The sequence below is a fragment of the Brevundimonas sp. EAKA genome (genome assembly GCF_000698025.1).
GTDB lineage: Bacteria > Pseudomonadota > Alphaproteobacteria > Caulobacterales > Caulobacteraceae > Brevundimonas > Brevundimonas mediterranea_A.
The window spans coordinates 1-11,995 of sequence record NZ_JMQR01000095.1; the positions used below are offsets into that span (position 1 = coordinate 1).

17 protein-coding genes are annotated in these 11,995 nt (G+C 70.2%); 10 read left to right on the forward strand and 7 right to left on the reverse strand.

Going from position 1 to position 11,995, the window contains the following annotated elements:
* Positions 1 to 66: 66 nt before the first annotated feature.
* Entirely contained in the window at positions 67 to 360 is a 294-nt protein-coding gene (locus ER13_RS12665) for a hypothetical protein (protein ID WP_008261540.1), read from the reverse strand.
* Between the two features lie 98 nt (positions 361 to 458).
* Here ER13_RS12665 and ER13_RS12670 point away from each other — a divergent pair, with 98 nt between their 5' ends.
* Complete coding sequence (locus ER13_RS12670; RefSeq protein ID WP_008263309.1) at positions 459 to 974, forward strand: RNA polymerase sigma factor; 516 nt, start codon at positions 459 to 461, stop codon at positions 972 to 974.
* Positions 971 to 1,561, forward strand: coding sequence for a hypothetical protein (locus tag ER13_RS12675; RefSeq protein ID WP_008261542.1), 591 nt, complete (start codon positions 971 to 973; stop codon positions 1,559 to 1,561). The genes ER13_RS12670 and ER13_RS12675 overlap by 4 nt, the downstream gene beginning before the upstream one ends.
* On the opposite strand, the gene rsmD is transcribed toward ER13_RS12675, so the two are convergent.
* The gene (rsmD, locus tag ER13_RS12680) at positions 1,548 to 2,111 is read right to left on the reverse strand and encodes a 16S rRNA (guanine(966)-N(2))-methyltransferase RsmD (protein ID WP_008260140.1); all 564 of its coding nucleotides are present in this window, start codon (positions 2,109 to 2,111) and stop codon (positions 1,548 to 1,550) included. The genes ER13_RS12675 and rsmD overlap by 14 nt on opposite strands.
* 3 nt (positions 2,112 to 2,114) lie before the next feature.
* Positions 2,115 to 3,674, reverse strand: coding sequence for a pseudouridine synthase (locus ER13_RS12685; RefSeq protein WP_008259504.1), 1,560 nt, complete (start codon positions 3,672 to 3,674; stop codon positions 2,115 to 2,117).
* On the opposite strand from ER13_RS12685, the gene tadA reads away from it, so the two are divergent.
* Together tadA and ER13_RS12695 are read left to right on the forward strand one after the other, a co-directional pair.
* Positions 3,663 to 4,145 carry a tRNA adenosine(34) deaminase TadA gene (gene tadA / locus ER13_RS12690; RefSeq protein WP_035309750.1) on the forward strand — a complete coding sequence of 161 codons (483 nt, stop codon included), beginning with the start codon at positions 3,663 to 3,665 and terminating at the stop codon, positions 4,143 to 4,145. The genes ER13_RS12685 and tadA overlap by 12 nt on opposite strands.
* A 39-nt stretch (positions 4,146 to 4,184) precedes the next feature.
* The gene (locus ER13_RS12695) at positions 4,185 to 4,628 is read left to right on the forward strand and encodes an MliC family protein (RefSeq protein ID WP_008264014.1); all 444 of its coding nucleotides are present in this window, start codon (positions 4,185 to 4,187) and stop codon (positions 4,626 to 4,628) included.
* Here ER13_RS12695 and ER13_RS12700 read toward each other — a convergent pair.
* The 3 genes from ER13_RS12700 to ER13_RS12710 are packed head-to-tail and all read right to left on the reverse strand — an operon-like array spanning position 4,625 to position 6,881.
* Positions 4,625 to 5,212: a GNAT family N-acetyltransferase gene (locus ER13_RS12700; protein ID WP_008258780.1), complete on the reverse strand. Its 588-nt coding sequence runs from the start codon at positions 5,210 to 5,212 to the stop codon at positions 4,625 to 4,627. The two genes, ER13_RS12695 and ER13_RS12700, sit on opposite strands and share 4 nt — an antisense overlap.
* Positions 5,212 to 6,318, reverse strand: coding sequence for a 3-dehydroquinate synthase (gene aroB, locus ER13_RS12705; protein ID WP_052005085.1), 1,107 nt, complete (start codon positions 6,316 to 6,318; stop codon positions 5,212 to 5,214). The genes ER13_RS12700 and aroB overlap by 1 nt, the downstream gene beginning before the upstream one ends.
* Complete coding sequence (locus ER13_RS12710; protein ID WP_035309752.1) at positions 6,315 to 6,881, reverse strand: shikimate kinase; 567 nt, start codon at positions 6,879 to 6,881, stop codon at positions 6,315 to 6,317. Before ER13_RS12710 ends, aroB begins: the two co-directional genes overlap by 4 nt.
* 125 nt (positions 6,882 to 7,006) lie before the next feature.
* Between ER13_RS12710 and ER13_RS12715 the strand changes: the two genes are divergently transcribed.
* From ER13_RS12715 to ER13_RS19200, 6 genes are all read left to right on the forward strand, one after another.
* Positions 7,007 to 7,927 (forward strand): site-specific tyrosine recombinase XerD, encoded by a 921-nt coding sequence (locus ER13_RS12715; protein WP_035309754.1) that lies wholly within the window; start codon positions 7,007 to 7,009, stop codon positions 7,925 to 7,927.
* A 17-nt stretch (positions 7,928 to 7,944) separates the two neighbouring features.
* Positions 7,945 to 8,238, forward strand: coding sequence for a DUF1902 domain-containing protein (locus tag ER13_RS12720; protein ID WP_035309755.1), 294 nt, complete (start codon positions 7,945 to 7,947; stop codon positions 8,236 to 8,238).
* Positions 8,239 to 8,413: 175 nt separating this feature from the next.
* A complete protein-coding gene (locus tag ER13_RS12725) occupies positions 8,414 to 9,361 on the forward strand; it encodes an acetyl-CoA carboxylase carboxyltransferase subunit alpha (RefSeq protein ID WP_035309756.1) in 948 nt (315 codons plus the stop codon).
* Between the two features lie 136 nt (positions 9,362 to 9,497).
* A complete protein-coding gene (locus ER13_RS12730) occupies positions 9,498 to 9,980 on the forward strand; it encodes a response regulator (RefSeq protein WP_230307721.1) in 483 nt (160 codons plus the stop codon).
* Positions 9,977 to 10,279 carry a hypothetical protein gene (locus ER13_RS12735; protein WP_035309757.1) on the forward strand — a complete coding sequence of 101 codons (303 nt, stop codon included), beginning with the start codon at positions 9,977 to 9,979 and terminating at the stop codon, positions 10,277 to 10,279. The genes ER13_RS12730 and ER13_RS12735 overlap by 4 nt, the downstream gene beginning before the upstream one ends.
* The gene (locus ER13_RS19200; RefSeq protein WP_255347095.1) at positions 10,276 to 10,401 is read left to right on the forward strand and encodes a hypothetical protein; all 126 of its coding nucleotides are present in this window, start codon (positions 10,276 to 10,278) and stop codon (positions 10,399 to 10,401) included. The genes ER13_RS12735 and ER13_RS19200 overlap by 4 nt, the downstream gene beginning before the upstream one ends.
* Here ER13_RS19200 and ER13_RS12740 read toward each other — a convergent pair.
* Positions 10,386 to 11,995, reverse strand: a 1,610-nt coding sequence (locus tag ER13_RS12740) for an ABC transporter ATP-binding protein/permease (protein WP_035309759.1), incomplete at its 5' end; no start/stop codon positions are given. The two genes, ER13_RS19200 and ER13_RS12740, sit on opposite strands and share 16 nt — an antisense overlap.

An 11,995-nucleotide genomic window follows, 5' to 3' on the forward strand; every position in this document is an offset into this window, starting at 1 on the left:
GTGGTGGAGGGGGCTGGGGGCGCGGCCGGCGCCCGAAGCAGTCGCACCCGCCGTCGGCCTCGACGATCAGTCGCGGCCCCGTCCCGTGATCCTGCGCCAGATCCGCTTGCGCGCCTCGACCACCGACACCCCCAGCAGGGCCGCCGTGGTCCAGAACAGGGCCTCGGTCGTCACCGCCGCGACGAGGACCAGGGTGATGCGCGCGCCGCGATCCAGATCCAGATAGAGGCCCAGCCCGAACCCGGCCCAGGCGCATACCGCCGCCACCAGCAGGGCCGCCGCCAGGGCCTTCAGGAACCCCTTGCCCCGCGTCAGCACGCCCTTTTTCGGCGTCTCCACCGTCCCCGTTTCGATCGTCATGGCGAACTCCTTTGTTTTTCGACGCCTGACCTGAAAGTCTCGGCCCTTCCTTGAGTCTTTCATCCCGACCGACGATTCTTTCACGGAGACCGCCGCGCTTGGGACGCGACCAGACCTTTGAAGCCCTGCTGGCCGAGCACGGCGGCATGCTGCGCCGCATCGCCTCGGCCTATGAGGCGGATCGCGAGCGGCGGCGCGAGCTGGAGCAGGACATATTGCTGGCCGTCTGGCGCGCCCTGCCCAAACACCGGGGCGATGCGCCCTTGCGCCATTTCATCGCCCGCGTGGCCCACAACCGCGCCGTCACCCATGTGGCGCGCGAGGCGGCCGAGCCGCGTCGCCAGCCTCTGGACGAGGCCGCCCCTTCGGACGCCCCCACCCCGCACGAGGCGGCCGAGACGCGGGATCTGCACGACCGGCTGGGCCAGGCGGTGCGCGCCCTGCCCCTGTCGCTGCGCCAGCCGGCGCTTCTGACCCTGGAAGGCTTCGCCCCGGCCGAGATCGCCGACATGCTGGGCCTGAACCCCAACGCCGTCTCCATCCGCCTGACCCGCGCCAAGGCGGCGCTGCGGGAGGCCCTGAACCCCACACCGTCCCAAGAGGTCCGCCCATGACCCGCCCCGATGACGACTGGACCGACCTGACCCAGGCCTGGACCGAGACCCCCGACCCCGAACCCCGGCTGGACGCCGGCTTCATCCGGTCGCTGCGCCGCCGCGACCGGATGGCGCGGCTCAACTTCTGGCTAGAGATGGGCGGCGGGGTGGTCGTGCTGGCGGCCATGGGCTGGGCCGCCTATCGCGGGATTCCTCTGCCCGCCGTGGGCGCCGCCCTGGCCTTCGCCCTGTTCGCCCTGGGGATGACGCTTTGGTCGCGGCGCGGCGATCCCGGCCTGTTGACCGACACGCCCCAGGCCGTGCTGCGCTCGGCCCTGGGCCAGGCCCGCACCGGCTATCGCTGGGCCCTGTCCGGCGTCGCCATCAGCCTGGCGGGCATGGTCTTCCTGATCCTCATGCTGTGGGTCGTTGAGCCCGCACGGGATCAGCCGGGGGCCGTGGTCGCCGGCGCCGGCGTCTTTCTGGCGGTCTGTATCGGCTTTTACCTGCGTCACGCCCGGCTGTGCCGCCGCCGCATGGCCGCCCATCAGGCGGCGCTGGAGGCCCTGACGGAAACGGCGCCGGACCCGGCTATGCGACCTTGAGGAACAGCACCCGCGCCGCGCCATAATCCCGCGCATCCAGCCGCTGATAGCCGGGGGTGTCGATGTCCGGCTCGTCCGACCCGCGCTCGAACACCACCAGGGCGCCGGGCTTCAGCCAGTTGCCCTCGATCAGCCGAACCAACGTCTGCTCCCCCAGCCCCTTGCCATAGGGCGGGTCCAGGAAGGCGATGTCGAAGGCCTCGCCGTCCGACCCGGGCCGAACGCCCAGGTCCGTCGCGCTGCGCCGATGCACCCGCGTGCGCCCCATCACCCCATAGGCGTCGGCGTTCTCGCGGATCGCGCCCCGCGCCCCGTCATCGGTCTCGACGAACAGGCAGAAGCCCGCCCCCCGACTGATCGCCTCGAACCCCAGGGCGCCCGATCCGGCGTACAGGTCGATGACCCGCGCGCCGTTCAGGCTCTCGGCCCAGGCGGCGTGTTCCAGGACGTTGAACACCGCCTGCCGCGCGCGGTCGGAGGTCGGGCGCGTGCCCTGCCCCTCCGGCGCGACGATGGCCCGCCCCTTCAGGCTTCCCGCAACGATCCGCAAGCCTCAGCTCCGCGGCGTGCGGGGCTTGCCCCCCGGCGCGCGGCCGCTGGTGCCCGAAGGCCCGGCCGGCTTGCCGCCGCCGGTCCGTGGCGGCCGGGTTTCGCGTCCGCTGGGCGAGGCTGCGCCGAAGCCGCGCGGCTTGAACTCGCGCTTGCCGGCGTCAGCGCCCGCCGTGCGCGGCTTGTACTCGCGCTTGGGCCCGTCGCTGCTGCGGGCCGGAGCCCCCTCGCGGGGCTTGAAGGCCCGTGCGGGACGATCACCCTCCTCGCGCGGCTTGTAGGTGCGGGCCGGGCGTTCGCCGTCGGTCGGCGCGCCCTCGCGCGGTTTGAAGCTCTTCTTCGGATGGCCGGTCTTGGGCGCGGCCTTGGCCCAGCCTTCCTTCTTCGGCGGCCGCTCGCGGCGCTCGACCGCATCGGCCTGGGCCGTCTCGGCGGCGCGGACGCGGCTGGGCTTGCGCGACGGGTCAGACATGGCCGAGCCCGAGCGTCCCTTGACGATCGGCGTCGAGACCCGGCGACCGGGGATGGGCGCGGGCGTCTCGACCGTATTGCCGGTCGGCAGGTTCTCGGGCCGGATGTAGTCGGCCAGCAGCTCGCGGATTACGCGCGGCCCGACCTCTTCGACCGAGCCGATGGGCAGGACGTCGAGGCGGAACGGACCATAGGCCAGGCGGATCAGCCGATTGACCGTCAGCCCGACCGATTCCAGCACCTTGCGGACTTCGCGGTTCTTGCCCTCGGTGATCGAGACCGAGATCCACAGGTTGGCCGGCGCGCGACCATCCTCGGACTTGCTTTCCTTGGCCTTGTCCAGCGTCGCCTCGATCGGACCGTAGGAGACGCCGTCCACGACCACGCCGTCCTTCAGCTTGTCCAACTGTTCCTGGGTGATCTTGCCCCGCGCCCGCGCCCGGTACTGACGCACCAGCGAGGTCGCCGGCAGTTCCAGCGCCCGGCTCAGTTCGCCGTCGTTGGTCAGCAGCAGCAGGCCCTCGGTCGCCAGGTCGAGCCGCCCGACCGAGATCACGCGCGGCAGACCCGCCGGCAGGGCGTCGAACACGGTCGGCCGTCCGGTCGGATCGCTGTGGCTGGTCAGCAGACCGGCCGGCTTGTGATAGCGCCAGACGCGCGTCGCCTGGGTCGAGCCGATGGGCTTGCCGTCGACCGTGATCACGTCGTCGCGGGTCACCAGGGTGGCCGGCGTGTCCAGGATGCGGCCGTTGACCGCCACCTTGCCCAGGCCGATCAGCCGCTCGACCTCGCGGCGCGAGGCGATGCCGGCGCGGGCCATGGTCTTGGCGATTCGCTCGGCGCGCAGCGGCGTGTCGCTCTTGCCCGCATTGGACGACGGCTTGCCGTCCTTGCCGGCGCGCGGCCGATCTCCCCGGTCCGGCTTGTCGCCGAACCGCTTGGGGCCGTCTTCGCGAGGGCTGCGCGGCTTGTCGCCGAAGGAGGTCTTCCCGTCGCCGCTCTTGCGAGGACCGGAGGATTTAAAGGGCCGGGGCGACCGTTCGTCTTGACGGGCGCGGGGCTTCTTGTCGTTGTCGTCTGTATGGCGGACCATGATGAGCGGTTCATGCGCATGGCGCTGGACCAAGCGCAAGCGGCGGCGGACGCAGGAGAGGTGCCTGTGGGCGCAATTCTTGTCGATCCTGCCTCAGGTGAGGTAATTTCGACCGGCGCCAACGGTCCGATTGCGGCGCACGACCCCACCGCCCACGCCGAGATCGTCGCCATGCGGCGCGCGGCGACGGCGCTGGACAACTACCGACTGACCGGCCTGACCCTCTATGTGACGCTGGAGCCCTGCGCCATGTGCGCCGGCGCCATCAGCCATGCCCGAATCGGCCGCGTGGTCTGGGCCGCCGACGATCCGAAGGGCGGCGCCGTGCTCCACGGCCCCCGCCTGTTCGAACAGCCCACATGCCACTGGCGCCCGACGACGGACTGGGGTCTTCTGGCTGACGAGTCGTCCGGCCTGCTCAAATCCTTCTTCCGTCAACGGAGGGGAACGGCCGCGAGCGGCGCACGTTAGACCGGCGCGCCAAGCGGCGCCGTTGTGAGGATAAGCGTCTTGTTCAAGCCGGTTCCGCCGTCGTCCCTCGTCCACCGCGGCCTGGCCGCCCCCGCCCTTGTCGCCGCCCTGGCGCTTCTGGCCGCCTGCGGCCCCGATCCCGACAAGGCCCCCAGCACCGGCGACGAGGTCAAGGAACGCGCCATCGAGGCCCAGACCGCCCGCCAGCGCACCGGCGCCGAGGTGCAGGACCGCACCCTGAACCGCGTCGTCCACACCGTTTATCTGTGCGACAACGGCGAACGCCTGTCGGTTGACTTCGACAATCCGCGCCAGATGGCGACCATCCGCAACTCGTCCGGCGAGGCCATCGACCTGTACCAGGAACGCGCCGCCGACGGCATCTGGTACCGCGCCTCCAACGTCGATCTGCGTGGCAAGGGCGTCCTCGCCACCTGGTCCGTCCAGGGCCGCCAGCCGACGCAATGCCGAGCGGTGGATTAGGCCAGCGCCGCCAGCCTTCGATCCAGCCCGTCCCGCACCTCGGGCCAGTCTTCGTCGATCACGGCGAACATCGCAGTGTCACGCGCACGCCCTGTCCAAGTGATCTTGTGCTTCCTCAGCACGCCCTCGGCCCTGGCGCCCAGTTTGAGGATCGCCGCCCGGCTTCGGGCGTTGACGGCGTCGGTGATGATCTCGACCCGCACGGCGCCTGCATCGAACGCATGGCCCAGCAACAGCCGTTTGCAGGCCGGATTGATCGCCCCGCCCCGCGCCTCAGGCCGATAGAAGGTCGAGCCGATCTCGCAGCGACGATAGGCCGGGTTGATCTCGTACAGGCTGGTCGTGCCGACCACCGCCCCGTCCAAACGCCGCCGCACGGCATAGGCGATCCGCGTCCCGGACCGCATGGCCGTCAGGGCGCTGTCCCACCAGCCGTCGAAATGCGCGCCCTGGGCCGAGCCGACCATGGCGGCCCAGGCCTCGGGATCGCAGTTCAGCGCCGCACGAACCTCGTCTTTCAGACCGTCCTCGAACGGCTCCAGCCGCACGAACCGATCCTCTAGCGGGACCGGGACGATCCGCATCACGCCGTCGCACCTTCCTCGATCAGGAAGGCGCGCACCTTGTCCGCGTCCATGCCTTTGGACACGAAGGCCTGGCCGATCCCGCGCGCCAGGATCAGGGTCAGGGCCCCGCCTTCGGCCTTCTTGTCGCCGGCCATCAGGGCCAGCAGCCGGTCGGCGCCGAACACGCCCGCCTGATCCAGACGCGTCGGCAGGCCCGCCGCCGCGACCACCGCCTCGACCCGCGCCACATCCTCGGCCGAACACAGGCCCTCGCGCGCCGAATACCGGAAGGCCATGCAGCAGCCCAAAGCCACCGCCTCGCCATGGGCCAGGGCGTCTTCGTCAAACCCCACTTCCGTCTCGACCGCATGACCGAAGGTGTGGCCCAGGTTCAGCAGGGCGCGACGCCCGGCCTCCTTCTCGTCCTCGCCAACCACGGCGCTCTTGATCTCGACCGAGCGGATCACGGCCCGTTCCAGCGCCGCCGGATCGCCCTCGGCGCCCGCCGACCCTTCGCCCGCCAGCCAGTCGAAGAAGCCCGCGTCGCAGATCAGCCCGTGCTTCAGCACCTCGGCCCAGCCGGACTTCACCTGCCGCGCCGGCAGGGTCGCCAGAACGTCGATGTCGGCCAGCACCAGACGCGGCTGATGAAAGGCGCCGACCAGGTTCTTGCCGCGCGGCGTGTCGATGGCCGTCTTGCCGCCGACCGACGAATCGACCTGGGCCAGCAAGGTCGTCGGGATCTGCACGAAGTCGACGCCGCGCATGTACAGCGCCGCCGCCAGTCCAGCGAGGTCGCCGACCACGCCGCCGCCCAGGGCGATCACCACGTCCTTGCGGTCCAGCCCGATCTCCAGCAGCCGGTCCAGCACCCGCTCCAGCTCGGCGAAGGACTTGGAGGCCTCGCCCGCCGGCACGGCCACGATCTCGCTCTTGACGCCCGCCGCCGACAGGGACGCGGTCAGGGCCGCGGCGTGGATCGCCGCAACGGTCTCGTCGGTGACGATGACGGTCCGTCCCCTGGCCAGGGGTGCGATCCGTTCGCCCGCCTGGGCCAGCAGCCCACGCCCCACCACGACCTCATAGGCCGCAAAGGCCCCGCCGCTGACCGGAATGATCGTCATCGCCTCGTCTCCGCGCGCCGTCTGTGGCGCCAGTGCCGGCGCAGGTTCTTGTGAATGGCGTCCACCGCCTGGCCGTGCGAGCCCTGGCCCACGTCCACGGTCACATCCGCCTCGCCATAGATCGGATAGCGGGCTTCGGCCAAGGTCGTCAGCACCGCCAGCGGATCCTTGCCCCGCAACAGCGGCCGGGTGTCGCGCCGCGCCACCCGTTCGGCGATCACCGCCAGATCGGCCCTCAGCCAGACCGTGTCGGCCCGTTCCTTCAGCAGGGCGCGGGTTTCCGCATTCATCATCGCCCCGCCGCCGGTGGCCAGGACAATGGGCGGCCCTTCCAGCAGGCGACGGATCACCCGCGCCTCGCCCGCGCGGAATTCCTCCTCGCCCAGGGCGGCGAAAATTTCGGACACCGTCATCCCGGCCGCCGATTCGATCTCCACGTCGCCGTCGGCGAAGGGCAGTTTCAGCCGGTTGGCCAGCCGCCGCCCCACCGACGATTTGCCCACCCCCATCAGCCCGACCAGGGCTATGGTGCGGCTCGGGCCCGGATTCGCGCGCCGCCTCATCCGGCGGCTCCGGCGGAACGGACGGTCGAAAGGACGGCGAAGGCGGCGGAACGGGCAGGCATGATCGATCAAACCTCTACACCAAGCCCGCCCGCGCGCCAGCCGCCCAGGGACCGGATCGCGTCATGACGCCCCAGATCGAGGCCTTTCTGGAGATGATGGCGGTCGAACGCGACGCCTCGCCCCACACCCTGTCCGCCTACGGCCGCGACCTGGCGGACGCCGAGGCCGCCCTGGCCGAGGCCGGCGGCCTGATGCAGGCCGACCAGGAGGCGCTCGAGGTCTGGTTCGCCGACCTGTCGCGGCGCGGCCTGTCGGCCGCCACCGCCGCCCGACGTCGTTCCTCGGCGCGCCAGTTCTACCGGTTCGCCCTGGCCGAAGGCTGGCGCACGGACGATCCGTCGCGCCGCCTGGACGCGCCCAAGCAAGGCCGCCCCCTGCCCAAGCTGCTTAGCCGCGACGAGATCGACCGTCTGCTGGCCGCCGCCGCCGCCCGCGACGCCGCAGGAGGGCTGCGCCTGGTCGCCCTGGTCGAGATGGCCTACGCCTCGGGTCTGCGGGTCTCGGAGCTGCTGGGGCTCAAGGTCGATGCGGTGCGTCGCGACCCCGCCTATCTGATCGTGCGCGGCAAGGGCGGCAAGGAACGGCTCGCCCCCCTGAACGCCGCCGCCCGCGAGGCGATCAAGGCCTGGCTGACCGCCCGCGACGCCAAGCTCAAGGGCAAAGATGGGCGAAAACCCGCGGCGCCCGACAGCCCCTGGCTGTTTCCCTCGTCCGGCCGCACCGGCCATCTGACGCCGCGCCGGTTCGCCCAGCTGCTGGACGAGGCGGCGCTGGGCGCCGGTATCGACCCCGCCCGCGTCAGCCCCCACGTCCTGCGCCACGCCTTCGCCACCCACCTGCTGGAAGGCGGCGCCGACCTGCGCGTCGTCCAGACCCTGCTGGGCCACGCCGACATCGCCACGACCCAGATCTACACCCACGTCGCCACCGACCGCCTGGCCCAGGTCGTCCAGCAAAACCACCCCTTGGCGCGGGATGATTGACGGCGCATATTCGAGCCATGGGCGAGGATTTCTACGTCAAGGCGATCTGGGACCCCGAGGCCGAAGTCTGGTTCAGCGACTCCAACATCGTTGGCCTCGTGATCCAAACCGCGACGCTGACCGAGTTCGAAGTGCTGGCCCGGCATTTCGCTGCAGAGCTTCTGGCCGAAAATATGAACGTTGTCGGCGACACCCTCATTAGGTTCGAGGCTGCAGCACGTTTCACAGTCGCGGCTCTTCCCTTCCCTCTCCCAGCGGTAGAGGGCTTGAGCGCCCGAGAGCGCAGCGATCGGTCTTGCGCGAAAGGGTGAGGGGTATGGGTGCGAACTCGCCCACCGACAGGCCCTCATCCGGCCCTGCGGGCCACCTTCCCCCCATGGGAGAAGGAAGCGGCTCTGAACCCCGCTTGCCCGGCGGCCTCGACCTCTCTAGTTTCCCCCGCCTTCCCTAGGGGCGGTTTTCCCGCCTGCAGTCCCGGACGCCTTTATGGCCACGCACTATCTCGACTTCGAAAAGCCGATCGCCGATCTGGAAGCCAAGATCGAGGAACTGTCGGCCCTGTCCGAAACCTCGGGCGGCTTCGACGCCGAGATCGCCGGCCTGCGCAAGAAGGCGGAACAGCTTCGCAAGAAGACCTACGCCGGTCTCGATCCCTGGATGAAGACCCAGGTGGCGCGCCATCCGCAGCGGCCGCATTTCATTGACTATGTCGAGAGCCTGTTCACCGACTGGAACGAGCTGCACGGCGACCGCAAGTTCGGCGATGATCAGGCCATACTGGGCGGTCTGGCCCGATTCCGCGGTCGGCCCGTCGTCATCATGGGCCAGGAAAAGGGCCACGACACCGCCACCCGCATCACCCACAATTTCGGCATGGCCCGGCCCGAAGGCTATCGCAAGGCCGTGCGCCTGATGGACCTGGCCGAACAGTTCGGCCTGCCGGTGCTCAGCTTCATCGACACCGCCGGCGCCTATCCGGGCCTGGGCGCCGAGGAGCGCGGCCAGGCCGAGGCCATCGCCCGTTCGACCGAACGCTGCCTGACCCTGGGCGTGCCCTCCATCGCCACCATCGCGGGCGAAGGCGGCTCGGGCGGGGCCATCGCCATCGCCGCCGCCAGCCGCGTGCTGATGCTGGAACACTCGATCTACTCCGTCATCTCGCCCGAAGGCGCAGCCGGCATCCTGTGGCGCGACGGCGCCCGGGCCAGGGACGCGGCCATGGCCATGAAGATCACCGGCCCGGACCTGCTGGCGCTGAAGATCGTGGACCGGCTGATCGACGAACCCGTCGGCGGCGCCCACACCGACCGCGCCGCCGCCATGGCCAATGTCGGCGACGTCCTGGCCGAGGAGCTGAAGGCCTTCGAAGGCCTGTCGCCCCAGCAGATCCGCAAACAGCGCGCCGACCGCTTCTACGCCATCGGCGCGCTTTGACCGAACGGCGTTAACCCCGAATCCATGAAATCAGGTGAAGCTCTCCCCTGACCGGGGCGAAATCTAACCAATCATGGCGACACAGGGCGATTCTCTTCGAGAAAGCGCGGTTTTCAACCTCAGCGGCGCCATCACCATGGTCGTCGACGATTCGCCCTTCTCCCTGACCCTGACGGCGGGCGCGCTGGCCGGTTTCGGCATTCGCCCCGCCTTCACGGTCGGCAGAGGCGCCGAGGCGCGCCGCATTCTTCAGGAGAAGCCGGTCGATCTGCTGTTGGTCGATACCGATATGCCGGACATCGACGGTTTCGAACTGGTGCGCTGGCTGCGTCGGTCAGGGCCCAACCCCAACGCCTTCACGCCCGTGATCATGACCGCCAGCCATATTCGGCGCGGACGCGTCACCGAAGCGCGCGACTGCGGCGCCAATTTCGTCGTCACCAAGCCGTTCAGCGCCGCCATGCTGCTGGAGCGGATCCTGTGGGTCGCGCGCGACAGCCGGCCCTTCCTCGAGGTGGGCGACTATCTGGGACCGGATCGCCGGTTCCGGCACGACGACTATGACGGCGAAGAACGGCGGGCCGACATGATCCGCAAGAAGACCATGGAGTTCGCATGACGGTCATCACCCATGTCCAGCGCAAATCCCGTCTCGCGGAGATGGTGGATCGTCCCGGCGGCGTCAGCGTGGGAGTCGCCCTGGCCCAGGCCAAGGCCAATCTGGACGGGCTGAAGGACCAGGCCCTCGCCATCATATCCGAGAATATCGGCGCCCTGCTGGCGCACCCGACGCCGCCAGCCCCTTCGCACTGGACGACCTGTGCACGGCGGCCAAGGGTCTGTGCGATCTGCTGGACGCCGCGCCGCGCCAGGGCGGGTTCGACTGGCGCATCGCCACGGTCCACGCCCAGGCGATGAAACTGCTGCTCAGCCTGACCCCGGACGCCCCCGGCACGGCCGAGGCCCGCATCGCCATCATGGCCAATCTGAGCGAAGTCCTGAAACGCAAACTGCCGATGTCGCCTCAGTCCCCGGCCTGAGCCGCCTTGCCCGCCCGTGTCTGCTTTCGCCACAGGGCGGCGTATTCCCCGCCCAGCCGCGCCACCAACTCGTGGTGCGCCCCGCGCTCGACGATCCGCCCGGCCTTCAGCACCAGGATCTGATCGGCGTCGGCCACGGTCGACAGCCGGTGCGCCACCACCAGGGTGGTCCGCCCCTGGCTGACCCGGCGCAGGGTCTTCTGGATCGCCGCCTCGGTGCGGCTGTCCAGGGCGCTGGTCGCCTCGTCCAGGATCAGGATGCAGGGATCGGCCAGCAGGGCGCGGGCGATGCCCACCCTCTGGCGTTCTCCGCCCGACAGTTTCAGCCCCCGCTCCCCGACCCGGGTCTCCATCCCGTCGGGCAGACCCTGGATGAAGTCGGACAGTTCCGCCGCCGCCGCCGCCGCCCACACCTGGGCCGCATCGGCGTCCGGCCGGGCGAAGGCGATATTGGCGTAGAGGCTGTCGTTGAACAGGGCCACGTCCTGCGGCACCAGGGCCACCGCCGCCCGCAACGAGCCCTGGGTCACCGTCCGCGCGTCATGCCCGTCGATCAGGACCCGCCCCTCCTGCGGATCCAGCAGCCGCAGCGCCAGTTTGACGATGGTGGACTTGCCCGCTCCCGACGGCCCCACCAGGGCCGTGGTCGTGCCCGGCGCGGCGACGAAGCTGACGTCCTCCAGCCCGCTGGTCCGGGCGTCGTGGCGATAGCCGACCTGCTGGAACTCCACCGAGGCCCCGCGCGCATCGACCGGTCGCGGCAAAGGGACGGCGTCGGCCGCATCCGCCACCTGGGGCGTCAGCCGCGTCACCTTCAGCATCTCCTCCATGTCGATGAAGGACTGGCGGATTTCCCGATAGGCGAAGCCCAGGATGTTCAGCGGCGCATACAGCGAGATCATGATCAGCACCGCCGCCGTCACATCCCCCGGCCCCATCCGCCCGGCGGCCGCCTCGAACCCGGCCATCACCGCCATGACGCCCAGACCCAGGTTCATGATCAGGGCCTGGATGCCGTTCAGCAGGGCCAGCGAACTGTTGGCCTTCAGCGACGCCTGGGCGTAGTCCCCCAGGGCCCGGTCATAGGTCTGGGCCGCCCGGCTCTCGGCCCCGAACGACTTGACCGTCTCATAGTTCAGCAAGGCGTCGACCGAGACGCCGGCCGCCTCGGAATCGGCGGCGTTCATGACCCGGCGATGCTCCAGCCGCCAGTTCGACAGGGCGAAGGTCGCGATCGTGTAGACCACCACCACCGCCACCGCGACCGCCGCGAACCGCCAGTCGTACTTGCCGCCCAGCACCGCCGCCGCCAGCGCCAGCTCCACCCCGGTCGGAACCAGGTTGAAGGCCAGGATGCGCAACAGGAAATCCACCGCCCGCGAGCCGCGATCCATGGTCCGCGACAGGGCGCCCGAGCGTTTGGTCTGGTGGAAATCCAGCGACAGGCTCAGCGCATGGGCGAACACCTCGGCCGCCGTCTTTCTCTGCGCCGCAGACCGCACCGGGGCGAACACCACATCCGACACCTGAGGCGCGACCGACGACAGGAAGCGCACGATGGCCCAGCCTACGGCGAAGGCGGCGAAACCCCAGC